This window comes from Rurimicrobium arvi, assembly GCF_039540495.1.
GTDB classification, from domain to species: domain Bacteria; phylum Bacteroidota; class Bacteroidia; order Chitinophagales; family Chitinophagaceae; genus Rurimicrobium; species Rurimicrobium arvi.
Map to the genome: position 1 here is coordinate 132,598 of NZ_BAABEZ010000022.1, position 26,117 is coordinate 158,714.

At 49.9% G+C, this 26,117-nt stretch carries 21 protein-coding genes; 13 read left to right on the plus strand and 8 right to left on the minus strand.

The features are described from left to right. Positions 1–96 precede the first annotated feature (96 nt). The 4 genes from ABD846_RS07280 to ABD846_RS07295 all read left to right on the plus strand — a co-directional run bounded on the left by ABD846_RS07280 (position 97) and on the right by ABD846_RS07295 (position 3,731). Positions 97–513: a nucleoside-diphosphate kinase gene (locus ABD846_RS07280; RefSeq protein WP_344824564.1), complete on the plus strand. Its 417-nt coding sequence runs from the start codon at positions 97–99 to the stop codon at positions 511–513. A 71-nt stretch (positions 514–584) separates the two neighbouring features. Further along, positions 585–1,013 carry a hydroxyphenylacetyl-CoA thioesterase PaaI gene (gene paaI / locus ABD846_RS07285; RefSeq protein WP_344824566.1) on the plus strand — a complete coding sequence of 143 codons (429 nt, stop codon included), beginning with the start codon at positions 585–587 and terminating at the stop codon, positions 1,011–1,013. Positions 1,014–1,110: 97 nt separating this feature from the next. Further along, complete coding sequence (gene dxs, locus ABD846_RS07290; RefSeq protein WP_344824568.1) at positions 1,111–3,030, plus strand: 1-deoxy-D-xylulose-5-phosphate synthase; 1,920 nt, start codon at positions 1,111–1,113, stop codon at positions 3,028–3,030. 11 nt (positions 3,031–3,041) lie between these two features. Then, entirely contained in the window at positions 3,042–3,731 is a 690-nt protein-coding gene (locus tag ABD846_RS07295; protein ID WP_344824570.1) for a phosphatase PAP2 family protein, read from the plus strand. Here the strand turns inward: ABD846_RS07295 and ABD846_RS07300 are convergent. The 5 genes from ABD846_RS07300 to der all read right to left on the minus strand — a co-directional run bounded on the left by ABD846_RS07300 (position 3,728) and on the right by der (position 8,776). After that, positions 3,728–5,056, minus strand: coding sequence for a hypothetical protein (locus tag ABD846_RS07300; protein WP_344824572.1), 1,329 nt, complete (start codon positions 5,054–5,056; stop codon positions 3,728–3,730). The two genes, ABD846_RS07295 and ABD846_RS07300, sit on opposite strands and share 4 nt — an antisense overlap. A gap of 123 nt (positions 5,057–5,179) precedes the next feature. Then, positions 5,180–5,554 carry a hypothetical protein gene (locus ABD846_RS07305; protein ID WP_344824576.1) on the minus strand — a complete coding sequence of 125 codons (375 nt, stop codon included), beginning with the start codon at positions 5,552–5,554 and terminating at the stop codon, positions 5,180–5,182. Positions 5,555–5,566: 12 nt separating this feature from the next. Beyond that, a complete protein-coding gene (locus tag ABD846_RS07310; protein WP_344824579.1) occupies positions 5,567–5,962 on the minus strand; it encodes a DUF423 domain-containing protein in 396 nt (131 codons plus the stop codon). An 11-nt stretch (positions 5,963–5,973) separates the two neighbouring features. After that, positions 5,974–7,290 carry a 30S ribosomal protein S12 methylthiotransferase RimO gene (gene rimO / locus ABD846_RS07315; RefSeq protein ID WP_344824582.1) on the minus strand — a complete coding sequence of 439 codons (1,317 nt, stop codon included), beginning with the start codon at positions 7,288–7,290 and terminating at the stop codon, positions 5,974–5,976. Between the two features lie 37 nt (positions 7,291–7,327). Continuing rightward, positions 7,328–8,776 (minus strand): ribosome biogenesis GTPase Der, encoded by a 1,449-nt coding sequence (der, locus tag ABD846_RS07320; RefSeq protein WP_344824585.1) that lies wholly within the window; start codon positions 8,774–8,776, stop codon positions 7,328–7,330. 288 nt (positions 8,777–9,064) lie between these two features. Between der and ABD846_RS07325 the strand changes: the two genes are divergently transcribed. Continuing rightward, on the plus strand, positions 9,065–9,799 hold the full coding sequence (locus ABD846_RS07325) for a hypothetical protein (protein WP_344824588.1): 735 nt from the start codon (positions 9,065–9,067) through the stop codon (positions 9,797–9,799). A gap of 12 nt (positions 9,800–9,811) precedes the next feature. On the opposite strand, the gene gldE is transcribed toward ABD846_RS07325, so the two are convergent. Continuing rightward, entirely contained in the window at positions 9,812–11,155 is a 1,344-nt protein-coding gene (gldE, locus tag ABD846_RS07330) for a gliding motility-associated protein GldE (RefSeq protein WP_344824591.1), read from the minus strand. 121 nt (positions 11,156–11,276) lie between these two features. On the opposite strand from gldE, the gene ABD846_RS07335 reads away from it, so the two are divergent. Continuing rightward, the gene (locus tag ABD846_RS07335; protein ID WP_344824593.1) at positions 11,277–12,224 is read left to right on the plus strand and encodes a T9SS type A sorting domain-containing protein; all 948 of its coding nucleotides are present in this window, start codon (positions 11,277–11,279) and stop codon (positions 12,222–12,224) included. A gap of 131 nt (positions 12,225–12,355) precedes the next feature. Further along, positions 12,356–14,410: a M13 family metallopeptidase gene (locus ABD846_RS07340; RefSeq protein WP_344824596.1), complete on the plus strand. Its 2,055-nt coding sequence runs from the start codon at positions 12,356–12,358 to the stop codon at positions 14,408–14,410. A 422-nt stretch (positions 14,411–14,832) separates the two neighbouring features. Here the strand turns inward: ABD846_RS07340 and ABD846_RS07345 are convergent, their stop codons facing one another. Beyond that, on the minus strand, positions 14,833–16,170 hold the full coding sequence (locus ABD846_RS07345; RefSeq protein ID WP_344824599.1) for an HTTM domain-containing protein: 1,338 nt from the start codon (positions 16,168–16,170) through the stop codon (positions 14,833–14,835). A 126-nt stretch (positions 16,171–16,296) separates the two neighbouring features. On the opposite strand from ABD846_RS07345, the gene ABD846_RS07350 reads away from it, so the two are divergent. Together ABD846_RS07350 and ABD846_RS07355 are read left to right on the plus strand one after the other, a co-directional pair. After that, a complete protein-coding gene (locus ABD846_RS07350; RefSeq protein ID WP_344824601.1) occupies positions 16,297–17,970 on the plus strand; it encodes a T9SS type A sorting domain-containing protein in 1,674 nt (557 codons plus the stop codon). Between the two features lie 15 nt (positions 17,971–17,985). Further along, complete coding sequence (locus ABD846_RS07355; RefSeq protein ID WP_344824604.1) at positions 17,986–19,761, plus strand: AMP-dependent synthetase/ligase; 1,776 nt, start codon at positions 17,986–17,988, stop codon at positions 19,759–19,761. Positions 19,762–19,768: 7 nt separating this feature from the next. Here ABD846_RS07355 and gpmI read toward each other — a convergent pair whose 3' ends face one another. Beyond that, entirely contained in the window at positions 19,769–21,295 is a 1,527-nt protein-coding gene (gene gpmI, locus ABD846_RS07360) for a 2,3-bisphosphoglycerate-independent phosphoglycerate mutase (RefSeq protein WP_344824606.1), read from the minus strand. Between the two features lie 87 nt (positions 21,296–21,382). Between gpmI and ABD846_RS07365 the strand changes: the two genes are divergently transcribed. The 4 genes from ABD846_RS07365 (at position 21,383) to ABD846_RS07380 (ending at position 26,102) form a co-directional block, all read left to right on the plus strand. After that, on the plus strand, positions 21,383–22,390 hold the full coding sequence (locus tag ABD846_RS07365; RefSeq protein ID WP_344824609.1) for a sugar phosphate nucleotidyltransferase: 1,008 nt from the start codon (positions 21,383–21,385) through the stop codon (positions 22,388–22,390). After that, the gene (locus ABD846_RS07370; RefSeq protein ID WP_344824612.1) at positions 22,387–24,120 is read left to right on the plus strand and encodes a tetratricopeptide repeat protein; all 1,734 of its coding nucleotides are present in this window, start codon (positions 22,387–22,389) and stop codon (positions 24,118–24,120) included. Before ABD846_RS07365 ends, ABD846_RS07370 begins: the two co-directional genes overlap by 4 nt. After that, a complete protein-coding gene (gene lolB1, locus ABD846_RS07375) occupies positions 24,113–24,970 on the plus strand; it encodes a lipoprotein insertase outer membrane protein LolB1 (protein WP_344824615.1) in 858 nt (285 codons plus the stop codon). The genes ABD846_RS07370 and lolB1 overlap by 8 nt, the downstream gene beginning before the upstream one ends. Before the next feature lie 64 nt (positions 24,971–25,034). Next, entirely contained in the window at positions 25,035–26,102 is a 1,068-nt protein-coding gene (locus ABD846_RS07380; protein WP_344824619.1) for a Glu/Leu/Phe/Val dehydrogenase dimerization domain-containing protein, read from the plus strand. The last annotated feature ends 15 nt before the right edge of the window (positions 26,103–26,117 follow it).

The window sequence follows — 26,117 nt, forward strand, 5'->3', positions numbered from 1 at the left end:
ACAACAGGCTTCACCTGAAAATGATAAAATAATGTCGCAATGTGCGGGTGAACTCCTATCTTTGCGGCGCAAAATCCTCATACAATTAATTTTTCTATGTCAAACGTTACGTTTACAATGATCAAACCCGATGCTGTGAAAAACGGTAACATCGGAAACATTCTTCAAATGATCAACAACGCGGGTTTCCGTATTGTTGCGATGAAATACACGAAACTGAGCCTGGAGCAGGCCGGAAAGTTCTATGAAGTGCACAGCGCACGTCCTTTCTACGGAGAGCTTACCGAGTTTATGAGCAGCGGTCCGATCGTTGCAGCTATCCTCGAAAAAGAGAATGCTGTAGCTGATTTCCGTACGCTGATCGGCGCCACCAATCCTGCCGAAGCTGCCGAAGGTACTATCCGTAAAAAATACGCCACGTCTATCGGTGAAAACGCCGTACACGGTTCTGACAGCGATGAGAACGCACTGATCGAAGGTTCTTTCTTCTTCAGCGGTCTGGAAAGATTTTAATACCTCTGTTGTTAATTGTTTATCAGGGAGTGCCGGTCATCCGGCACTCTTTTTTATTGTATTTTTGAGAGATGGAACCGAATGCAATAGTGGACCGTATGCTGGAACAGGATTATTTCTCCCGGTGGCTCGGACTTGAGATCACATCTGTGGGTAAAGGCTCCTGCACGCTGGCATATACCGTGCGCCGGGATATGCTGAACGGACACGGACAGGTGCACGGCGGCGTATTGTTTTCCGCTTCCGATTCTGCGTTCGCGTTCGCATCCAACAGCCAGGGACGGATCGCAGTTGCGCTGGATGTATCTATCACTTTTACAAAAGCCGCAAAAGAAGGGGAGCGCCTGCGTGTGACCGCACAGGAGCAGCACCTGGGTAACAAAGTAGGCGTCTACGATATCCGTACCGAGAACGAACAGGGACAGCTGGTGGCGCTGTTTAAAGGAACGGTTTACCGTACCTCGGTTTCTTTTGATGATGCTGCGGAAGACAAATCATAAAAAAAGGCCAATGTATTGACTGGCGCAAATTTTATTGAATTTCTGCCGTTAATTTCCCATTATTCTTTTTAGCTTTGACAAATCGTTGAGTACCTACATGGAAAAGATAAGCGCCGGGCCTCTTTTGAGCCAGATCAACAATCCTGACGATCTGAAAAAACTGAATAAGTCTGACCTGCAGCAGGTTTGTAATGAACTGCGTCAGTTTATTATCGACAGCGTGAGCGTGAACGGCGGTCACTTCGGTGCCAGTCTGGGCGTGGTGGAGCTGTCTGTGGCGCTGCATTATGTGTTCAACACTCCCGACGATAAGCTTGTATGGGATGTGGGCCACCAGGCATACGGACACAAAATTCTTACCGGAAGACGCGATGTATTCCATACCAATCGCCGGTACGGCGGTATCAGCGGTTTCCCGAATATTCATGAAAGCGAATATGACGCATTTGGTGTAGGACACTCATCCACTTCCATTTCTGCGGCGCTGGGTATGGCGATCGCTTCCAAGTACAAAGGCGAAACACATCGTCATCATGTTGCGATCATCGGAGACGGTGCGATGACCGCGGGTCTGCCATTCGAGGCAATGAACCATGCGGGAGTCAGCAACGCAAATGTGCTGGTTATCCTGAACGACAATAACATGTCGATCGACCCGAATGTGGGTGCACTGAAAGAATACCTTACGGACATTACCACTTCTCATACTTACAATAAGCTGCGCGACGATGTATGGAAATTGCTGGGTAAACTGCCTTATCCTGAATTTCAGCGCGAAATGGCCGGCAAGCTCGGTTCCAGCCTGAAAGGTATGGTATCCAAGCAAAGCAATCTGTTTGAAGCGCTGGGCCTGCGTTATTTCGGTCCGATAGACGGTCATAACGTAACCAAATTGGTAGAGACTTTAAAAGACCTGAATGATATACCCGGTCCGAAGCTGCTGCATATCAAAACCGTAAAGGGAAAAGGCTATGAGCTGGCGGAGAAAGATCAGACGCTGTGGCATGCGCCCGGTCTGTTTGATAAAGTGACCGGAAAAATCGCCAAGAAAATATCTTCTGTACCGGAACCTCCCAAATACCAGGATGTGTTCGGTCGTACGATTATAGAACTGGCTGAAGCCAATCCGCTGGTGATGGGTATCACACCTGCCATGCCCTCCGGCTGCTCCCTGAAATTTATGATGGAGGAAATGCCTGATCGTGCAATAGACGTGGGCATTGCCGAGCAGCATGCCGTAACACTCAGTGCAGGGCTGGCCACACAGGGAATGAAGGTATTCTGTAACATTTACAGTTCATTTATGCAGCGTGCCTACGACATGGTGATCCATGACGTAGCGATCCAGGATCTGCCGGTGATCTTCTGCCTCGACAGGGGAGGAGTGGTAGGCGATGACGGTGCCACGCATCACGGCGCCTATGATCTGGCATACATGCGCTGCATCCCGAATATGATTGTCTGCGCTCCTATGAACGAAGCTGAGCTGCGCCATATGATGTACACCGCACAATTACCGGAAACGATTCATCCATTTTCCATCCGCTACCCGCGCGGACAAGGTGTGATGCCCGAATGGCGTGTGCCTATGGAACGTCTGGAGATCGGTAAAGGAAGAATGATCCAGGACGGTGAAGATATTGCGATCCTCACCATCGGCCATGTCGGCAATTTTGCAGTGAGCGCCTGCCGCATGCTGAGTACCGAAGACCTGCGTCCCGCACATTACGATATGCGTTTCGTGAAACCGCTGGATGAAGCGCTGTTGCATGAGATTGCCCGCAAATTCAAATGCATCGTCACCGTGGAAGACGGTACCGTAAAAGGCGGATTCGGCAGCGCGGTAGCAGAGTTTATGGCGGAAAACAACTATCATCCGCAAATGCGTATGCTGGGTATTCCCGACAAGGTTGTGGAGCATGGTAAGCCCGAAGAACTCCATCGCGACTGCGGTTACGATGCGACGGGAATAGCACAGGCCGTGAGAACGCTGGCCACGCTTCAGTTGATATCTTAAACGAATACCGCTTGTCATTCCGGCTACAGCAATACTTTTTATTACTGTGTACTGTTTTTTTGCTGCAGGGCAACGCTGCTGCGCAGGACAGCGTTCAACAGAACGAAATTCCTGTGTTGCGCTTTTCCGCAACGCAGCTTATTGCCCCGCTGGCCCTCACGGGTGCAGGGGCAGCGGTTGCTCCCTCTTTCAAATACAATGTACGCGACTGGCGCAATGATCATTTTGCTTCGTTTCATACGCATGCCGATGATGCGCTGGCGCTGTCACCGATCGCACTCGTGTATATTCTTGACTGGGCGGGCGTGCGTGCCAAAACTGATTTCTGGAACCGGTCGGCCATACTGGTAAAGGCGGAGGCGATGTGCCTGGTATCGGTATACGGACTCAAATACACCACGCTTGAATGGCGCCCGGACGGCAGCGACCGGCATTCCTTTCCTTCCAGTCATACAGCGCAGGCATTCCTCGCCGCCACCTTTATCAGTGAGGAATATAAACATCGCTTTCCCTGGATGCCGTACGCAGCCTATTCGCTGGCATCATCCGTGGGACTCATGCGTGTTGCCAACAACCGGCATTATCTGAACGATGTGCTGATCGGCGCAGGCATCGGTATCCTGAGCCAGAAGCTGGCCTACTGGACACATGGATACCGATGGGGGAAAAAACGGAAGACCGTTTACCGTGCAGACTTTTAGAATCCAACCTGGTATTGCAATACGATATCGTTTTTGCGGACCGTCTTCACATATTCTCCCGCTCCGTTTGCCTCAAATACCGGGCGGCTTTGTAAGGCCAGGCTGATTTTGGAGTTATGGCCGGAGATCAGCCAGTTTACACCGCAGTCATAATAGGCCACAGGATCGGCCAGTTTTTCAAGCTTGGAATACTGAACGCTTACATAGGGCAATAGTGTACCCATTTTACCGAGTAGTTTATTGCGGAATTTATATCCGCCCTGGAAATAGAAATTGGTTCCGGTTCCGAACAGCGGAACGCCGTTTCCGCCGCCGTTCAGCACACCGGGTAACTGAGAGCCGTTTGCCGGGTTCATCGGGGCCGCGTTACGCACGTAATTTTTACCGTAATCATAGCTGGACACAGAGGCATAGGCGCTCAGTGCAGTACCTTTTGTCTGATTCAGCGGAGCATCGTAAAACACATCCACTGCCAGCAATCTCAGCGCTGAAACAACCGTGTCCGTTCCGTTATCCGCCAGACGCCGCATCGCTTTTTCCTGATTCAGAAATCCCGCTCCGATGTTGAACACTTTTTTTGCACCGAGATAAGTTCCCGTTGTGTATGGCGTCTGGTTGGATTCTTCGTCGAAAAACTGGTACTGGAAATAACCCTGTACCTGTGCCTGCGGAGCCGCTGTATTAAAATTGGAAACAGTGGTGAGCGTATTGAAGGCAGCCGGATTGGCTATGTAGTTGGCCGACTTCTGAATGGCCATCGGTTCGGCTACGATAATACGGTAGTCCAGATGTCCGATCTTTCCTTTTGCGTACACTTCCAGCTTACGCAGGAACTGATCGGTCACATCGTTTGTTGCCTCCTGATATAAAGGCAGATCCAGCCCCATCACACTCGATGTGGATGAAGATGCGAAGCGTGAAACACCCGACCAGCCGCCGAGTCCGCCACCGATCGACAGCGCGCGCGGAATGAACTCGTAATCCACCACCGCATCGTGCAGGAAGAAGCCCGCCTTACGGTCGGACAGCGCATTGAAGTTGTTGATACCGATCTGCACATAAAAGAAGCTTCTGTACGCGACAGGCCCGAACAATTGCATACGGGAACGGCGGATACCGACGTCGGCGGTATTGTTTCTTGGTTCGCCATTTACGGTACTTCCCGGGTTGTTCTGGTTGTAGCGCATCCAGATCTGGTTATTGAGCGTGATCTTGAGGTAACGGCTGCCGTCCTCGTTAAGGAATAATTTACCGTCTTTGAAATTCTGTGCGGATAAGCTGAATGTACCTGCCAGCAGGCAGATCAGCAGAAAAGTATTTTTCATAATTAAGTTTAAAAGAAAACGATCAAAAGAAACTGTACGGCGTTGCCGTTTCAGCAGATAGGTGCGTGTGTGCCGGATGGTGTACCCGGATCACGACAGCTTTAAAGTCTTATGGATCGTAAACTAGATCAGCAGGTGTCCGTACAGCAGATACCGCCTGGTGGTAAGGCTGCCGGATGAAGAAACATAAATCAGTGCCTGTGGCGGGACGGAATATTTTCCTGATTGCGCAGATGTACCCGGACCGGTAAAAGAAGTTCCGGGCTCAAACTCGGACGCTTCTTCAGCTGACAGGTTTTCCGTCGTGGCCGGGAAATATTTTTGTTGCAGCGTTTGCCGCGGATCACCCTTATGGCGATAGATATTCCGTGCGCAAACACGTAGCTCTGCCGGAAGCGCAAACTGACCTCTCTGTACGCCGGAAAGGCATATCAGCAACAGCAGCTGCAGGAATTTGTGAACCCCGTTACGGGTGAGAAAAGGTAATATGCGAAACAATGGTAGTATGCGTTAAGCGTTTTTTTGCTGCAGAACAGACAGGAGTGTGAACAGCCATCCGAGGATAAAAAACAGTCCGCCTATCGGGGTGATAATGCCGATTCCTCCAAGCCCCACTTTCCCGTTCATTTTCAGCAATGCCAACGCATACAGCGAGCCGCTGAAACAAATGATGCCCAGTGTGAAACAGATAAAAGCCCAATGGATCTTCTCACCGGGGAAGTGCGCACCTATTAATGCCAGCGCTATCAGCGCAAAGGAATGATACATCTGATAGCGTACGCCGGTTTCAAAGGTTTGCTGTTGCACGAGGTCCATGCGCGGCTTCAGACCGTGAGCCGCAAATGCCCCGATCACCACGCCGAGCCCTGCACATATGAGTCCTGTTATAAGCGCCTGTTTATGCATAATTGTTTCTTTTAGGATACGGTTACCAGGCTTCCTTCCAGGTCGAAGTCGTAAGCCTTTTCAATTTTTACGTGTACAAATTCTCCCGGTTTCAGCGGCCGGTCGGTATTGATGATCACTTCGTTGTCCACATCCACGCTGTCGAATTCGGTACGTCCGAGGTAGCGACCGCTTTCCTTTTTATCTACCAGTACTTTCAGGGTCTGACCGATCCGTTCCTGGTTCTTTTCGTAAGAGATTTCCTGTTGCAGTTCCATGATCTCCTGTGCACGCGCTTCTTTTTCCTCTGCGGGTACATTGTCTTCGAGATCGTGGGCGCTGGTATTTTCTTCGTGCGAATAGGTGAATACACCCACGCGGTCGAAACGCTGCTGCTCAAGGAAAGCCTTCAGTTCCTCCACATCATCCCTGGTTTCCCCGGGGAATCCGGCAATAAGCGTTGTACGGAGACAGATGCCCGGCAGACGATCGCGTACGGCGTCCAGCAGATCCGTCATTTCCTGTTTGTCCATCTGCCGCTTCATTGCTTTGAGCATACGATCCGTAACATGCTGCAGCGGCATATCCAGATAGTTGCAGATATTTTCGCGCTCGCGCATTACGTCCAGTACTTCCATCGGAAATTTGGAAGGGTAGGCGTAATGGAGGCGTATCCAATGCAGACCCGGCACATCGCTCAGATGCTTGAGCAGGTCGGCCAGGGCTCTCTTTTTGTAAATATCGAGACCGTAATAAGTAAGCTCCTGCGCAATCAGCATGATCTCTTTCACGCCCATTTTCACCAGGCCTTTCGCCTCATTCACCACTTCCTCGATTGTCTTGCTTACGTGTCCGCCGCGCATCAGCGGTATTGCACAGAACGAACAGGTTCTGTTGCAGCCTTCGGATATTTTCAGGTATGCATAATGTTTGGGAGTTGCCAGCATGCGCTCTCCGAGCAATTCGGCCTTATAATCGGCCTGCAGTTCTTTCAGGATCAGCGGCAATTCCATGGTGCCGAACCACGCATCCACATCATTGATCTCTTTTGCCAGATCACCGCGGTAACGCTCGGACAGACAGCCCGTAACATACACTTTATCCAGTTTGCCTCTTTCCTTAAGTTCCAGCTGTTCGAGGATCGTGTTGATACTTTCTTCTTTTGCTTTGTCGATAAAGCCGCAGGTATTCACCACAACGATATTGTGGTCTTTTTTGCTGCTTTCGTGCACAACAGGAATATCGTTTGCTGCAAGCTGACCGCTCAGCACCTCACTGTCTACAAGGTTTTTCGAACATCCGAGGGTGATGATGTTCACCTTATTCTTCTTCAGGGTTTTGCTTTTCACAGGTTCCGTTTTTTTTGAAATGATCAGTACCAACAGCTTATTTTTTACGGAAGTAAATGCGCAGCGGCACACCCGAAAAATTATATTGTTCGCGGATCTTGTTCTCAATAAAGTTGCGGTATCCGTTGCTCAGCGCTTCCGGATAATTGGCGTAGCATGCGAAAGACGGGGCCTTTGTAGGAAGCTGTCTTACGAATTTGATGCTTACGTTATGACCGCGCGTCATGGGCGGCGGGAATTTCTGTATTTCTTTAAGCAGGTACTCGTTCAGTTTTGAAGTTTGTATACGACGTTTCATATTGTCGTGCACTTCGATGGTCTTTTCCATCGCCTGGAAAATACGCAGCTTGTCTTTGGCCGAGATAAACACGATGGGAACATCGTTGAAAGGGGCCATTTTTTCCTTGATCTTTTTCTCGTAGTCGCGGGCCGTATTCGTTTCTTTTTCGAACGCATCCCATTTATTGACGAGAATAAGAATACCTTTTCCTTTACGGGCGGCCAGGCTGAAGATATTGATGTCCTGCATCGTGATACCATTCAACGCATCTATTACAAGCAGGCAGACATCCGCTTCGTCCATCGCACGGATCGCACGGATCACCGAATAAAATTCGAGGTCTTCGTGCACATTCTTTTTGCGGCGCAGACCGGCTGTGTCGATCAGGATAAACTCCTTGCCGAATAGTTTGTAATGGGTGTGAATGCTGTCACGCGTGGTTCCCGGGATATTGCTCACGATTGTCCGCTCCTGACCGGTAAAGGCGTTCAGCAGGGTAGACTTGCCGGCGTTCGGCTGACCGATGATCGCGATCTTCGGAACGAATTCGTCCTGCTCGATCACCTCATTTTCCTCATCGATATTGTCGAAATCGCTGTTGTACAGATCGTCTTCGTCCTCTTCCCACTCTTTTTCCAGTTCCTCGTCGCTGCGGGTCTTTTCTCTCTTGATCGTACGTTTTACGTTGGTAGTCGCCATTTCCACATCTTCGGGCATCTGGGCCACTACCTCGTCGAGCAGTTCACCGGTGCCGCTTCCGGAAATGGAAGAGACGAAAAATACCTTATCAAAACCGAGTGCATAGAATTCGTTTGCTTCCAGCAGCCGGGCGGCATTATCCACCTTGTTTACCACCAGTAATACCGGCTTGGGACTGCGGCGCAGTACGTCAGCCATTTCATCATCCAGTGTGGTGATGCCGGTGGCGGTATCGCATACAAACAGGATCACATCGGCTTCATCCAATGCAATAAGCACCTGTTTGCGTATTTCTTTTTCAAAAACATCTTCGCTGCGGGAAACGAATCCTCCCGTATCGATCACATTAAATGTTTTGCCGCACCATTCCGCCACACCATATTGGCGATCGCGGGTTACGCCGCTGAAGTCATCAACGATTGCTTTTCTTTGTTCGAGCAAGCGGTTGAAGAGCGTCGATTTGCCCACGTTCGGGCGTCCTACGATTGCCACAGTAAATCCTGCCATTGTACATTCCTGATTTGGCGGCAAAAGTAACGCTTTTGCGCCGGATAACAGCTCTTTTCTGGCTTAGCGGGTGCCTGTATTCCAATTGCCGGAAGCAGATCATCGGTATAGGAAGGCTTGCAGCGTGGCTTTGGGCGCAGGTATCCGCATTATTAATTTGTTAGAGAAATTGAATATGTGTTTTTCTTTGTTTTATATTAAGTGAAAGAAATTCATTTTTTTTATGTTCAAAAATGGTGTTTCTGGCATCATTCTTGCAATTTCCTGCATCAGGTTGTAACACCACGCGTGTTTTTTTTCACTGGAAGAGCATTGGATATTATGAATGAGCAGGCTTTACGGAAGAATATAAATGTATTAAAAACATTGGTTTCCATTTGTCTCGGATACCGGCACTACGGGCGCCAGCTCATGGACCAGCGGATCACGCTTGTCCGCCTTATGGATTTCCGTGATGAAGTGATGCAGTTGTGGGGCGCCTGCACCCGGCATACGCTCACGCTGAAAGAGGCGGACCATCAGTTGCGCATGCTTGAAAAACGTCTGGGCATTATGGGCTCCCGGATAGGCAATTTACTGGAGGCTTGCTGGAGTGTACCGGAGCAGGGACGCAGAGCGGTAAGCATTATCCGTTCCCTGCGCGATCAGTATGCGCTGAACGGAGCGAGCGCCGGGGAGCTTTTACCGGATGAAGTGTACCGGACCGTTTATTCAGACAAGACTGTTGCCTTTGCGGCACTGATCCAGCTGGTATCATCCGAGCATAATTACCAGGGCAAAAATGATCTTGCGCTGAGCGAGCTCCAGGCTTTCTACGGAAGTTTACTGAGGGCGCGCGAACAACGTGCCGCCGCCGAACTCGCCTGCCGGCAATCCAATAGTGCGCTGACGAACCTGCTGACGCATCCTTATTCAGGACTCAGGGTGACGCTTGCTGAAGTGAAGCGTTATATGAGCTCGGTAGACAATCTCCCGGATACGATCAGAGAGCGTATGGCCAAACTGGAGGCGGTTCCGCTATAACTGCCATTTGCTTTAAGATGCCTGTTCTTCCGCCGGAAGAATGGTCAGCTTGATTTTGGTGATGCGCATTTTGTCCATTTCCAGTATCGCAAAACTGTAGTTTTTCTTACGTATCACATCCCCGGTTTTCGGGAAACGCCCGGAGATCTCCAATACGAGTCCGGCCAATGAATCGCTGTCGCCGCGTATATCTTCCCAATCGTCGAAGGGTATATTCGCATACCTGGCCACATCATTGATAGACGCTTTACCGTCAAAGATGAAATTGTGATCGTCGAGTTTGCGGTAATTGAGTTCCTCTTCATCAAATTCATCTTTGATGTCGCCGATGATCTCCTCCATAATATCTTCCAGCGTCACGATACCGCTTGTGCCGCCAAATTCGTCCACCACAATCGCAAAGTGGATGCGCTTTTGCTGAAACTCTTTCAGCAGGTCTTCTATCAGTTTGCCTTCATGGATAAAATACGCCGGGCGGATCAGGGTATGCCAGTCGCTGCCGGCATTTGTCTCGAACAGCAAAAAGTCTTTTGTGTTGATCATCCCGGATATCTGGTCGAGGTTCTCGCGGTACACGGGCAATCGGCTGTAGCCCATTTCGATCGCGTATTTCTTCACCGCGTTAAAGTCGAATTGCTCCGGGATACCGCTCACATCCATACGTGTGCGCATGATCTGCTTGGCGGTAATATTCCCGAATTTCAGGATGCCTTTAAAAATATTTACTTCTTCAGTGGTGGCCGAAGGACCTACCGTCAGCTCAATAGCCTGTTCAAATTCTTCCTGACTGTAATTGGACCGGCGCGTACCGATGCGGGTTTCAATATATTTCGAAGAGTTCACAAAGACACTGCTTACCGGTTTCAGTACGCGGGACAGGATGCTGAGCACCGGTGCCGCAAACAGGGCCATCTGCATATTGTTTTGTGTGGCATAAACTTTCGGCAGTACCTCGCCGAATAATACCAGCAGGAAAGTGACGGCAACCACCTGCACGAAGAACAAGGAGACCGGACTCAGGTCGTGAAACAGGTTATTCACCAGCAGATTGGTGGTGATGACAATAGAGATGTTCAGGAAATTGTTGGTGACCAATATAGTGGCGAGCAGCCGCTGCGGCTGATCCAGTAAGCGGATAGCCTGCCTGGACGCACTGTTATCCTTACTCATCAGTTCATTGATGTCCTTTGCCTTCAGTGAAAAGAAAGCAGTTTCAGCTCCCGCGGAGATAGCGGTCAGTAACAGCAGCAGCGTGATGATGATCAGCAATATCGTTATCTGAGACGAACTCGGTGCCGCCTGCACTGCTGCAGCGTTAAGAATGGTAAGCGGAGCGGAAAAAGGAAAAAAATCCAAAACAAGTAGGTAAATGGTTCAGCCAAAGATAGATATATTGTACGTTAATCGGCAGGCCGAAAAAGTTATTTTGACAGATGAAAACTATCCTGTATTCTTGCTGCAGATTAATTATTTCCAAATGAAGAGAATCATTACACTTATCGCCGGATGCGCTCTGTACGGGTCGGTATCCGCACAAACGGTAGTTAACGGGAACATGGAATCCTGGGTAAGCTATACGTCCTCCGGAACCACATTGGCCCGTCCTGCAAACTGGTTTTCATCGGACTCGCTCATTAAGGCATATTATTTGCTTACAGGAGCTCCGTCCAGTTTTGTTGCGCGCTGCAGCCAGTCCACAACCGTGTATCACGGGGGAAGTTCTTCCGCGGTGCTGATCACGAATGCTACGGACACGCTTCCTTCGGTGCTGGCGAATAGCAACATTACGTTCAACCTGGCAGATATCATGGCCGGAAAATACCAGTTCAAATATCCCGGCGGAACACCCGTTACCTCCCGTGTTCTTTTTGGACATGCCTGGGTGAAGCTCACGTCTGCAGGATCGTCAGACGTGGCGAGGATGAACCTCTCCGCAATCAAATCCGGAATCGGTGCCGGGGGTGCAGACTCCACGATCGGTTCAGGCTATGTAGACATACCTTCCAATACCGGTTTTACGAAAGTGGATGTGGCGATTACCTATAAAGACGCCACCACGGTTCCCGACCGCATTGTCGTTTCATTTGTACCGACCAACAAAAGCAAACCGGTTGCCGGCACCACTATGTGGATCGATGACGTAACATTATCTGATCCCGCAGGTATCGAAACACCGATCTTCAACAACCCGGCAATCAAAGTATTCCCGAATCCGGTACAGGACGAACTGCGCATTACTGCTGATATGAGCGAAGAACTTTCCGTGAGCGTATACTCGGTAAATGGCCAGGAAGTGGCGCGCGTTCCTTTCAAAGAGACCGCAACACTATCTGTGTCGCGTTATGCGGCAGGCAGCTACATTTATGTAGTCGGATCTAAAGACGGACAGCATCAATATGCTTCCGGTTCTTTTGTGAAGCACTAGGCTTTTAAAAACAGTAACAAACAACTCCGGTCCTGCACCGGAGTTTTTTATTGGAAAAATCCCCCGAAACGGGGGGCTGCACCTATTCGTTTTCCAATTACATTTGTGTCTTAAAATATAGTTATATTGTTATGAACGTAAAACAATCCTTACTGGCGATCGCTGGTATGTGCACTATGGCGGCCTGCGTCGACTCGAAGTCCGGAAGTAGTGCCGGCAAAGCGTCCCAATTCAAGGCTTTGGATCCCGCGAATATGGATTCAACCATCAACCCGGCTGAAGACTTCTATAATTATGCAAACGGTGCATGGTTTAAGAAAAACCCGATCCCGGCATCTGAAACGCGTTGGGGCAGTTTCAATATCCTCATCAATAATAACTACGACATCCTCCACGGATTGCTGAAAGAGGCCGCCGGGAAGAAAGATGCTGCAAAAGGCAGTGCCGAGCAGATGGTCGGTTCTTTTTTCCAGTCGGGTATGGATTCCGCAGGTATCGATAAAGCAGGTATTGCTCCGTTGAAACCCTGGCTGGATCGTATCGATGCTGCCACTAACCAGGAGCAGGTACTGGCCGAGCTGCTGAAACAGCATACCGAAGGAATCGGTTCTGTTTTTGCTTTTTATGTGGCTCCAGACGATAAAAATGTAACACAGGAAATCTGCCAGGTGTTCCAGGCCGGGTTGGGTATGCCTGACCGCGATTACTATTTCGAGAACGATATGCGCACGGTGGCAATCCGCGATGCGTACAAAGCTTATGTAAAGAAACTGTTCGGACTGCTGGGTAACGACGAAGCAAGCGCTTTGAAGAACATGCAGGCTGTTTACGATTTCGAAACGAAGCTGGCAAAAGTATCCATGAAGCGTGTGGACATGCGTGACCCATATAAAGTGTATCACAAATACGACCTCGCTACGTTCTCTAAAATGACGCCGAACCTCGACTGGAAAAATATTTTCGCCCAGTTGAAAGTGCAGGGTCAGGACAGCCTCATCGTAGGCCAGCCTGCATTCTTTGCAGAAGTAGGCAAACAGCTGAAAGCGACGCCGGTGGAAACCTGGAAATTGTACCTGAAATTCCACCTTGTTAATGGAATGGCCGCTTTCCTGAGCAGCAATTTCGACAAAGCGCGTTTCGAATTCTACGGAATGGCGGTAAGTGGTCAGAAAGAGCAAAAACCACGCTGGAAACGCGTACTGACCGTTGTTGACGGTGCGGTAGGTGAAATGCTGGGCAGAATGTATGTAGACAAAACATTCAAACCTGAAGCGAAAAAACGTATGCTGGACCTGGTGAACAACCTGCAGCAAACCTATGCCGACCGTATCCAGCGTCTCGACTGGATGAGCGAAGAGACCAAGAAAAAGGCTCTGGGCAAACTGAATACGTTTGTGAAGAAAATCGGCTATCCTGACAAATGGAAAGATTATTCTTCCCTGGAAATCGTTCCGAACGATTACGTGAAAAATGCGATCGCTTCTTCCACGTTCGAATACAACTACAATATCAATAAACTCGGCAAACCGGTAGACCGTACCGAGTGGGGTATGACACCTCCTACGGTGAATGCCTATTACAATCCTGCTTTCAACGAAATCGTTTTCCCTGCCGGTATCCTTCAATATCCTTTCTTCTCAGACGAAGCGGACGATGCGGTTAACTATGGCGGTATCGGTGGTGTGATCGGACATGAAATGACACACGGATTTGACGATCAGGGTGCACAGTATGATGCCGAAGGGAACCTGAAAAACTGGTGGTTGCCGGAAGATGAGAAAAAATTCAAAGAGAAAACAGCGGTGGTGGTTCGTCAGTTCGACGCTTACACAGTACTGGATTCCGTTCATGTAAACGGTCAGCTGACGCTGGGTGAGAACCTGGCCGACCTTGGCGGATTGGCGATCGCTTACGAGGCGTTCAAGAAAACAGCTCAGGGTAAAGGCAATGAAAAGATCGAAGGTTTTACACCGGATCAGCGTTTCTTCCTGAGCTGGGCACAGGTTTGGCGTACGGAAACCCGCGATGAGCAGGCTGCTCTGATGATCAAAACCGATCCGCACTCACCTGCAAAATGGCGTTGTAATGGTCCTCTGAGCAATATGCCTGAGTTCTATGCCGCTTTCAATATCAAGCCAGGCGATAAAATGTACCGTGCCGACAGCGTTCGCGCTAAAGTGTGGTAGTGATTTAAATACCTCTGTAATGATCAGCAGGAAACTCCGAAAGAGTTTCCTGCTTTTTTTTGCGGCGACCCTGCCGGAACGCCGGAAACCTTCCCGTACCCCTGCGGCAGGCTTGCTGAAGCACCGGATTGTTTGCCGCAGCCCTGCAGGAAGCTTGCCGGAACACTAAAATGCCTGCCGCACCCCTGCGGCGACTCTGCCGGACCACCGGAAACCTTCCCGCACCCCTGCGGCAGGCTTGCCGGAACGCCGGATTGTTTCCCGCGCAGAGCGGCAGGTTTTCCGGAACGGGAGATATCTCTTATCTGATGTTCCGGGCTGATTCCTGTGTTTTGATTGGAATGTGCCGCCCGTTTGAGGGCGTCCGGTATGAATATTAATGGGATCTTTCCGATCTCAATCCGTTAAAGAGCCCGACCACTTTAATCTTTCAGCGGCAATATCCATTTGTCCGGGGCAAACGGGTTGTGTTCCAGCGAGAGCATATTTACGGTAGAATCCACTAAAGGCTGCGCCGGGCGTCCGTTCAAAGAAAGCATGGAATGTACGTACACCTCAGGATGTGCATTACCCCGGTCGTTCAGTTCTCGCCCGAGATATTGCGCAAACTGCCACATCATCACCGGGTTTTCCGTCATGTAAAAACGCTGCATGGAATTGATCAGGTTTCCGATATTGATCTCCTGTAACGGCTCTCCGGTTTTTCCGCGTACGAATACACGCACAGTACCCTGACTCGAATGGGATTTCATGCGCCAGGCAAACCGGGAGGCAAAAGTGGTCCAGTTGGTGTTGCCGGGGAACAACAGGTGCCGCAGCGGAAACAGCAGCTGAAAGCTCATATATACCGCAAGTAAAGTAAGCGTTAGCGGGCGCTCTGTATCAAAAGAAGGGGGCATGGCCGGTGCCGTGGCCTTTTTGTTCCCCGTAAGCGCGTTCCATTTTGTCGCTACAAATTCCGGGTCCAGGAAAAGGATCAGGGTAAAGATCATGAATACCGGAAAACCACCGATGTCTCCGTTATCTCCGAAGTTGAAAATTGTAAGGTTGCTGAAGTTGAAAGCGATTGCCGTGATCATTGCCGGCTTGCGGTATTTTTTCGACCACAATGCAAAACCGATGAGCAGGTCGAAAGCCAACCCGCCATACGTAAGCAGGTACAAAGCAAAGTCACTGCGGCTGAGGTCCGGAAGCAAAGCGTTCTGGCTGGAATCCTGCAGCAAAATGCGCATGGGCTGCTGCCGCATCAGCCAGTCGGGGTTCAGCTTTACCAGGCCTCCGTAGAAATAAACGATCACGATCTGCACCTGTAATAACAGCAGCATCCAGTAAGGAATGTATTGTTTGCCATTGGCGTCCCTGCGCGGACGGCAGAACAGGTATATGAACGCAATCAGCAGGAACAGGTAAAAGTGATTATTATAGTAAGATTTTTCCAGCAGGAAAAAGTAACCGAAAGACAGGGTAAAGGTGATCAGCGCTGCACGGACGCCTTTCTGCAATACCAGCATCAGTCCCGACGCAGACATCAGCAACAGCAAGAATTTCATTGCATCTTCAGGAAGCGGCCGGATAAAAGAAAAGAAATCGTACTGAAACAGGAAACGCGGCGCGAGAATACCCTGCGCTATATATCCGGCATTGGTAAAACTGATGGCCTGCAATATCACGACCACACCGAATAGCCGGAGGAACAGTTGAACGGAGGTCGCATCGGTAGGGCGGAACAATTGTTGTCTGAAGCGTGCGAAGTTGCTCAAGGATGTTTGGTTTAGTCCGCCTAAGTTATTGCAAAATCCAGTAACAAGGTTGTTTACCGGCACAGGCCGGACATTTTCGGAAAAATATCATATATTGTGGTACCTCTACAACTAAACAAACTATCAATGAAAACAACCGTCCTGCTGTCCTGGCTGTTGTTGTGCACCTTTTTGCGGGCGCCTGCGCAGCTATTGTCCGGCAATGCTTTCCTGAAGGGGAAGTACGCGGAGTGCGGTATCGCGCCCAACGGAACGCTGGGTTCGGGTATTACAGCACCTTCTAATTTTCACAGTCTTGTTGCCGGTGTAAGTCCGGCGGAGCTCGGTCTTGTGGTGGATTTCGCCAGGGATGGCTGGAGCGTGGGCAAGCCTAAATGGATCGGCGATTATATCATGCCGGGTGTGCCGCATGAGGGATGGGATGTGGAGGTGAACGGATTCACGGGCCGTGCGATGCGTTCGCGGGGAGATAACTATATGAGTTTCGGCCTTACCGGCAGCATCAGCGATTACAGCCAGTCCGGTACCGATATCATTGTGCATTGGTCGGGTAGGATGAATGATCTCTACATCGAAAAGGAAATGATCTTTGACACCAACCGGCTTTTTTTAACCTTCAATATAAAGCTGATCAATAAAGGAGTTTCCGACCTGCGTAAGGTGTACTACCAACGTACGGTGGATCCCGACAATGAATATGAGCAGGTAGGTGGCGGCGGTTATGCCACTATCCAGAAACTGGAACACAATATTCCGGATCCGCAGCACCTGGCGCTTGTTTCGGCAACGGGGCATGATTATCGCAGCTACCTCGGTTTGTTCACGCGCGATTGCCGGGCCAGGCCGTATTTTTTACGTTCCTCGCTGGTAGGTGTGCAGAGCCTCGATTCTTTCTACAACCAACTCATCGACACTTCCCTGATCGAATATACACTGGGTGATTCGCTTTTCTATGATGTAGGTATGGGCCTGGTCTTCAATATCGGTACGCTCAAATCGGGCGACAGTGCCTACATCAGTTATGCCTACCTGTTCGACAAAACAGAGCTTCCGTATGTGCAGAGCCATGCATTCCAACCGGCGCTGCGCGTACGTGGTAAGTCTTATTACGACGGCGATACGCTGTATGCCTGCCAGGACGAATGGCTGGATGTAAGTGTATTGGCTGCAGGTCATGAATTCTGGAAATGGCCCGTGAGCACCGTATTCAACGACAGTGAGGGAAAAGCGAACAGGATCTTCATACACGATACAGTACGGGCTCAAACCTGGCGCCCGTATGCGCCCTCCTGCGGCGGTGGCCGATACGATTCTTTGCGTGTGACAATCATCGGTACAAAACCGGCGCGACCCGTATTGTCGCGCTTTGGTGTGATGCTCAGCGTGGCAAACGGTTATGCCGCTTACCAGTGGTACAATAACGGAACACCCGTCGGCAGCGGCGGATCCTCTTACGAAATGAAAATGAATGGTACCTACTACGTGCAGGTAACGGATTCCAACGGATGTGTGGCTGTGTCGGATTCATTGGTGGAGACCGGACTTTTTGTGGATGAATTCACAATTGCCGATACCGACATCGAATTATTTCCGAACCCTTCAACCGGCTTGGTTTCGGTGAATGCCGCAGCGCCCGTGCAAATCAAAGTATTTGATATACAGGGAAGACTATTGCAGCAATCTGCCGGCGCCACGCGCGTAGACATAAAATCTTTGGCTGATGGGGTGTATCTCTTTTATCTTTACCGTTTGGACGGAACCTTTATCGGCAGCCGTCGCGTTGTAAAACAGAAAGAATAACACTCCCGGATATTTATGGTGCCTACCCGCGTTTTTGACATACTGGATCATTTAAAGGAATATGCCCCCGGGCAGGACATTCTGAACGCGAAACGCAATAAGCAGTGGGTGCCGGTGAGCCTCGAATCCTTTTACCAGCAGGTGCAGTATGTAAGCTCCGCCTTGCTCGCGAATGGATACAGGACGGGCGACAAGGTCGGAATTATGTCGGCCAATCTTCCTGAATGGAATTTTGTGGACTACGGAAGCCAGCAGCTGGGTATGCCGAACGTACCGATTTATCCTACTATCGGGGCCGACGATCTGGTTTACATCCTGAATCATTCCGAAATCCGTATCCTGTTTACATCGGATCAGTCGGTGGTGCAGAAAGTGCGCAGTGTACAGACTTCCCTGCGCTACCTCAGGGATATCGTATGCTTTTCGGATGTGCCGGGAACCATTTCGTTTGCTGCATTCCTGGAACAGGGTAAAGCCGCATATGATCCGGACCAAATAGCGGTGCTCAGAAACGGGGTACTACCGGACGATATGTTTACGCTACTGTACACTTCCGGCACCACAGGTAATCCTAAGGGAGTGATGCTGTCGCACCGGAATATCTTAAGCAACCTGGAAGCGTGCAAGGATATTGCACCGTTCCGCACCAGCTGGCGTGCACTGAGCTTCCTGCCCCTGAATCATATCTACGAGCGTTTCCTGAACACACTATATCTCTTCCACGGCGTGCGTATTTTTTATTCAGAATCTGTGGAAACAATCGGTGAGAATGCTAAGGAAATCCAACCGCAGATATTTGTTGCCGTACCGCGGGTGCTGGAGCGGGTGCTTGAAAAGATCATGAATGCAGGCGAACAACTGCATGGACTGAAGAAGAAGATCTTTGACTGGAGCCTGGATCTTGCGGCCCGTTATGAGCTGAATGGCGCAAACGGACCGCTCTATGAAATACAGCGTAAGCTTGCCGACCGGCTTGTTTTCCGTAAGTGGAGAGCGGCTGTGGGCGGAAAGATGGAAGCCATCGTGAGCGGAGGTGCTGCGCTGAACCCCAGGCTGGAACGCATATTTACCTGCGCCGGACTTCCGCTGCTGCAGGGGTATGGAATGACCGAATCCTGCGTGGTGATTGCGGTAAACCGCTGGGAACAGCAGGACCGGCACTTCGGAACAGTAGGGATCGTGGTGGAAAATTCGGAAGTGCGTATCGACCCGGAGGACGGGGAAATATTGTTCCGCGGACCGAGTGTGATGCTGGGCTATTACAAAGATGAAGCTGCCACAAGGGAAGCAATCGACGCTGCAGGATGGCTGCATACGGGAGATGTGGGCACCCTGGTGGATGGGCGTTTCCTCAAAATAACCGACCGTAAAAAAGAGATTTTCAAGAACAGCGCCGGGAAATACATCGCTCCTGTGGCGATAGAGAACCGGTTGAAAGAAAGTAAATATATCGAGCAGGTAATGGTGATCGGGGAGGGGCAGAAGTTTGCCTCGGCGCTCATTGTCGTCTCTGCAGACTATTTCCGCGATCTTTTTGTGAAAGAAAATATTCCCTGGCCCGTGGAAGGCTTTGAGGAAAATGAGCTGGTGAAAAAAACGATCGCGGCACATGTACAGGCGGTGAATGCACACCTGGGGCCGCACGAGCAGATTAAGCGTTACCGGCTCCTGGGGAATCCGTGGACGGTGAACGGCGGAGAAATAACGCCTAAACTGAGTCTTCGCCGCAAAATAATAGCCGGGAAGTATCAGGCGCTCATAGCGGAGATCTTCCCGGCCGGAAATCAGTAAATCAATATCAGTCGATCAGGATCTCGCCTGTCATCTGGTGCGGGATCGGCAGACCCATATAGTGCAGGATCGTAGGAGCGATATCTCCGAGCTTTCCGCTGCGCAGTTTTCCTTTATAGTCTTTGCTGATCAGGAAAAGCGGAACAGGATTGAGCGAATGCTGCGTGTTCGGGCTTCCGTCTTCATTAACCATATGGTCAGAATTGCCATGGTCGGCGGTGAGGAATACCGCATAGCCGTTTTGCAGCGCCAACGGTACGATCTGCGATACACAGTCGTCCACCGTTTTCACAGCTTTTACCACCGCGCTCCATACGCCGGTATGGCCCACCATGTCTGCGTTCGCAAAGTTCATACAGATAAAGTCTGCGCTCTGTGCATTGAGTTCCGGAATGATCGCATCTTTCAATGCATACGCGCTCATTTCCGGTTTCAGATCGTAAGTGGGTACATCTTTCGGCGAATCCCGCATGATGCGCGTCTCGCCTTCGAATACGGCTTCACGGCCACCGGAGAAGAAGAAGGTAACGTGCGGGTACTTCTCGGTTTCGGCAATTCTTATCTGTTTTTTACCCTGCTCTGCAAGCACCTGTCCGATTGTATTATCGAGGTTGTCGTTGTGAAAGATCACCTGTATGTCCTTATATGTTTTATCGTACTCGGTCATCGTTACATAATGCAGATCCAGTTTGTGCATGCCGTGGTCGGGAAAATGCTCCTGTGTCAGCACTTCGGTGATCTCGCGGCAGCGATCGGTACGGAAGTTGAAACAGATAACCACGTCTCCGTTCCGGATGGTGGCCACCGGTTTGCCCGATGCATCCGTCATAACGATCGGATGGATGAACTCATCTGTAACGCCGTTGTCGTAGGACGCTGCAATTGAGGCTGCAGCATTGGTGCTGTATGCGCCGATGCCGTTGACGAGTGCGTCATAAGCCATTTTTACCCGTTCCCAGCGCTTATCGCGATCCATTGCATAATAGCGGCCGGTGATACTTGCGAGTTTCCCACCGGTACGTGCAAGGCAGGATTGGATTTCCGTAATGAAACCCAGTCCGCTTTTGGGATCGCAATCCCTTCCGTCGGTGAATGCATGAACTGCGAAGTCGGCAACTCCGGCATTTTGCGCATATTCGCAAAGCGCTTCGAGATGGCGGATATGCGCGTGCACGCCGCCATCGCTTACCAGTCCGATGAAATGAAGGGTGCTTTTATTTTCCTTTGCGATAGAAAAAGCGGTCTGCAATGTTGCATTTTGCTCCAGCAAGCCATTGCGGATCGCCACATTTACCCGTTGTAACTCCTGATATACAATGCGGCCAGCTCCCAGATTCAGGTGACCTACTTCAGAGTTGCCCATTTGTCCGTCGGGCAATCCTACCGCTTCTCCACAGGTGATCAGTTCGCTATTCGGGTATAAATTATATAGTGAGTTGACAAATTCCGGATGAGCGTCGAGAATGGCATCTGCCTTAGGGTCAGCACCTTTACCCCAGCCATCCATAATGATGAGCATTGCTTTTTTGGACATGGTCGCAAAGTTAATAGAGATAAAGCAAGTAAAAGGATAAAAAATGAATTTGGCTTAATACCTTTGCCCACCCTTTAAAACGACTTTATGAACATAATTATACCAATGGCCGGCATGGGCAAGCGCATGCGCCCGCATACGCTTACCACAGCCAAGCCTTTGATTCCCGTAGCCGGAAAACCTATTGTACAGCGCCTCGTGGAGGACATCGTGGCCACCGGAAGTGAAAAAGTGGAAGAGATTGCTTTTATCATCGGACCGTCTTTCGGTAAAGAGGTAGAGGCGCAACTGTTAAATACCGCCAGCAAGCTGGGCGCCAAAGGGCGTATCTGCTACCAGGAGACCCCGCTCGGAACGGCTCACGCGATCCTGTGTGCTGCCGAATCACTGAAAGGCAACGTATTCATTGCTTTTGCAGATACTTTGTTCGATGCCACATTCAGCATCGATACCAGCCGTGATGCGATCATCTGGACGCAAAAGGTAGATGACCCGTCTGCATTCGGTGTTGTGAAGCTGAAGGATAACGGTGAGATCGAAGCTTTCGTGGAAAAGCCGCAGAGTTTCGTTTCAGACCTCGCCATCATCGGTGTGTATTATTTCCGTGACGGAGAAAACCTGCGTAAGGAGCTGCAACGTCTGATCGATAATGATATCAAAATGAAAGGTGAATACCAGATCACCGATGCTATGGAGCATATGCTGCAAAACGGTATGAAGTTCTATACCGACCAGGTCTCCGAATGGCTGGATTGCGGCAACAAGGATGCAACGCTGTACACCAATGAGCGTATCCTGGAGCTCAAACGCAATAAGGAGAACCTCATCGACGCCAGCGCCCGCATCGAGAACAGCAGTATCATCGAACCTTGCTATATCGGTCCGAACGTACGGATCGTTAACTCTGTGGTAGGTCCTTATGCCTCTGTGGAAGCTAATACCGTTATTGAAAAGTCGATCGTCAGCAACAGCATTATCCAGTGCGACAGTGTTGTTAAAAATGCTTGTATTGAGAAAAGTATGTTGGGTAAAAGTGTATCTTACACCAACAAGTCCGATGAATTAAGTCTCGGAGATTTTTCAACGCACATATGATCAGCAAGGTAAGGGTACTTACATTTCTTATTGGTTTTTCAGGGGTATCATTTACCGGCTATGCACAACTGGCGGAGATAGCGCCCTTCGATACGGCCCAGAGTCCGCATGCAAATGCAGGGCGTATTTTTTCCGATGCGGTAAAAGAAAATATTCTCGGCAATACGAAAGAGGCAGAGGCCTTATTTCTGCGTTTTGCGGAAGCAGAACCCAGGGAGGCTGCTACCTATTATGAGCTGGCGCGCATCAATGCCAAAAATAATGAAAAGGAGAAGGGTATTCAGAATATCCGGCATGCGATAGAACTGGATTCTTCCAATAAGTGGTATAAAGAACTGTATGGCAATCTGCTGGCAGACAGCCGTAAGTTTGCCGAAGCTGCTGCTGTTTTTTCACGACTGGGAAGGCAATATTCACCTAATGAAGATTATCTGCTGAAAGCGTCGCTGTTTTATGAGCGTTCCAATCAGTATAAAAAGGCTATTGATGAGCTGGAATTGCTGCTTGACCAGCGGGGCTACGACGATGACGTGCTGATGCAGATCAACCAGATTTACCTGAAAGAAAATAAGGTAGAGCAGTCGGCGCAGACGATCCGGCGGATGATCAGCGCCAATCCGCACGATGCCAAATATTACACATTGCTCGCAGAAATGTACCTGAGCAATAAGCACGATGAAGAGTCGCTGCAAACACTGAAAGAAGCAGAACGACTGTTTCCCGGAGACATTACGGTGGAACTCGGATTTGCCGCTTACTACAAAAGAAAAGACAACACGCCTAAATACCTGGAGTACGCGGATCGTGCGATCGTGAATAAAGACCTGGATGAAGAGACACAGACAAAGCTGCTTGTTTCGTACCTGCAGGATGTGGAGGGCGATACGAGTCTCCGGAAACATTCTGTGGAAATCGTCCGGAAAGTGCTCGCGCTGCATCCGAATAATGCATTGCTGCATGGCGTGATGGGCGATTTGCTGAGCATGCAGGGATTGAATCGTGAGGCGCTCGGATCCTATAAGCAGTCGCTGCGCCTTGACTCCACCAATCTGAATACCTGGCAGCAGGTGATGTTCGGTATGACCGGGAAGGAAGATGCCGATTCCCTGATCAGTTACAGTAATGCGGCGCTTACTTTATTTCCCGCATCGGCCGTGGTGTATTACCTGAATGGTATCGGCTATTCCAATAAAGGAGCGTACGATAAGGCGGCGAAGGCTATTACAACTGCAATTGATTTTCAGCCGGAGGACAATAAAGTATTGCTTGCAGAGATGTATGCATCGCTGGCAGATGTGTACCATTCAGACAAGGCTTACGCAGATGCGGACAAGAATTTTGATAAGGCGCTGGAGCTCACGCCGGACAATGCAACCGTGCTGAACAACTATGCGTATTACCTGTCTGTACGGAAAACGCGGCTGGAAGATGCGGAGCGTTTTTCGGCAAAATCGCTGCTGCTGCGCCCGGACGAACCGACATTCCTGGATACGTATGGCTGGATTTTTTACCAGCAGGGGAAATATGAAAAGGCGGCGGAGCTGATCGGTAAAGCGGTGGAAAAGGAGGGTGCAAACGCAGACGCCACCTTGTATGAGCATCTCGGAGATGCTTACTTTAAAATGAACCAAATCGACAAAGCCCTTCAAAACTGGCAGAAGGCTTCTGAGAAAGATCCTGCCAATACTCAGTTACAACAAAAAATAAAGAACAGGAAGACGAATGATTAAGAGTATCGTAAAGTTGTGTGCCCTGGCATTGGTTGTGCTCACGGCAGATTCGTGTAAATTGATACGACACAAAAGAGGGAAAAAACAGAAAGAAAAAGCGGCTGTAGAAACGCGCAGGCTCGATTCGCTTGCCGCCGGTATCAAGCAGGCTGCAGTGACGGATTCGGCTATGGTGAATGTGCGCCTGCTGGACTCTATGAAGCCTGTGGTGGCACCCCGGGTCAATGTGACGACTTTTGCTGCAAAGGCAAAAATGCACTACGAAGGAGGGGATAAATCACTCGATTTCGTCGCAAACATCCGTATGAAGCAGGACAGCATTATCTGGATATCCGTATCTGCGGGGGGAGGGTTGATCCAGGTAGCGCGTGCGGTGATCACACCGGATAGCTTTAAAGCCGTTTCGTTCCTGGAAAACACCGCATATATCGGACCTATCTCAAAGGCAAGCTCGATCCTGCCGGAAGGTGTGGACTTCTATTCTTTACAGAATATGCTGCTCGGTAATCCTGTGCTCAGCAAAGGGCAGCTTAATTCAGTGGCAGACAGCGGCGATCGCTGGGAGCTCCGCCAAACGCAGTTGTCCTACATTGAACAACTGGATGTGCTGAAGTCGGATTCCACCGTGCAACGCAGTCAGCTTGTGAGCAACGATTCGCTGAACCGCTCGCTCACACAGCAATTGCACAATTTCGGACTGTTCGGAAATCTCAGGATCGCACAGGACCGCAAGTTCAACATCATCAATAAAGGTGAAGGATTACTGGTGGATATGAACCTGTCGAATATTGTGATCGATGCCGAACAAAAGTACCCGTTTTCAATACCTGAGGGATACACGATCCGCTAGTGCGTACAATTTGCTTAATTAGTGTATTTTCGCACCCGATTTTATTCAATAAACAAAACCTATTATGGAATCTATCTTCGACAAGGTGCAGCAAATGGGGCACGAGCAGGTGGTGTTTTGCCACGACGCACGCAGCGGCCTGAATGCTATTATTGCCATTCACAACACAACCCTCGGACCTGCGCTGGGGGGGACGCGTCTCTGGAGTTACGAAAGTAATGAAGACGCGCTCATCGACGCACTGCGCCTGAGTCGTGGAATGACCTATAAGAACGCGATCAGCGGTTTGAACATCGGAGGCGGTAAAGCAGTAATCATTGCGAACCCGTCTATGAAGTCTGAAGCGTTGTGGCGTCGTTACGGCCGTTTCGTAAACAGCCTGAACGGTAAATACATCACTGCAGAGGACGTAAATACAAATACATCCGACATGGAATACATTGCCATGGAAACCAGTTCTGTAACCGGTGTTCCGGAATACTCCGGCGGAAGCGGCGATCCTTCTCCATTCACAGCGAAAGGTGTGTATGTGGGTATGAAGGCTGCTGCCAAAAAGGTATATGGCAACGACAGCCTGAGCGGTAAGAAAGTATTGGTACAGGGAGCCGGTCATGTGGGCCAGTACCTGATCGGTCACCTGGTGAATGAGGGAGCGAAAGTAATGGTTTCCGACATCGATCAGAACAAGCTGAAATCCGCTAAAGACAAGTATCCTGCAATCGAAATCGTTGATAATGCAGGCATTTTTGACCTGGATATCGATATTTATGCACCCTGTGCGCTTGGTGCCACGCTGAACGATGCGAGCATCGCTGCAATGAAGTGTGCGATCGTTGCAGGAGCTGCAAACAACCAGCTCGCCGACGAGAATGTACATGGTCCGGCATTGGTGAAGAAAGGAATTGTATATGCTCCTGACTTTCTGATCAATGCGGGTGGTGTGATCAACGTAAGTGCGGAACTGGATGGTTATAATATCGGAAAAGTAAACAGTGCGGTGGAAAAAATCTACGACCGTACGCTGGATATTTTCGCATTGGCTGAAGCAGAAAATATTCATAATCAGGCAGCTGCGATGCGTATCGCACAAAAACGTATTGACGATATCGCTGCGCTGAAATCCAGAATGTAGCTACAAAAAGAGTAT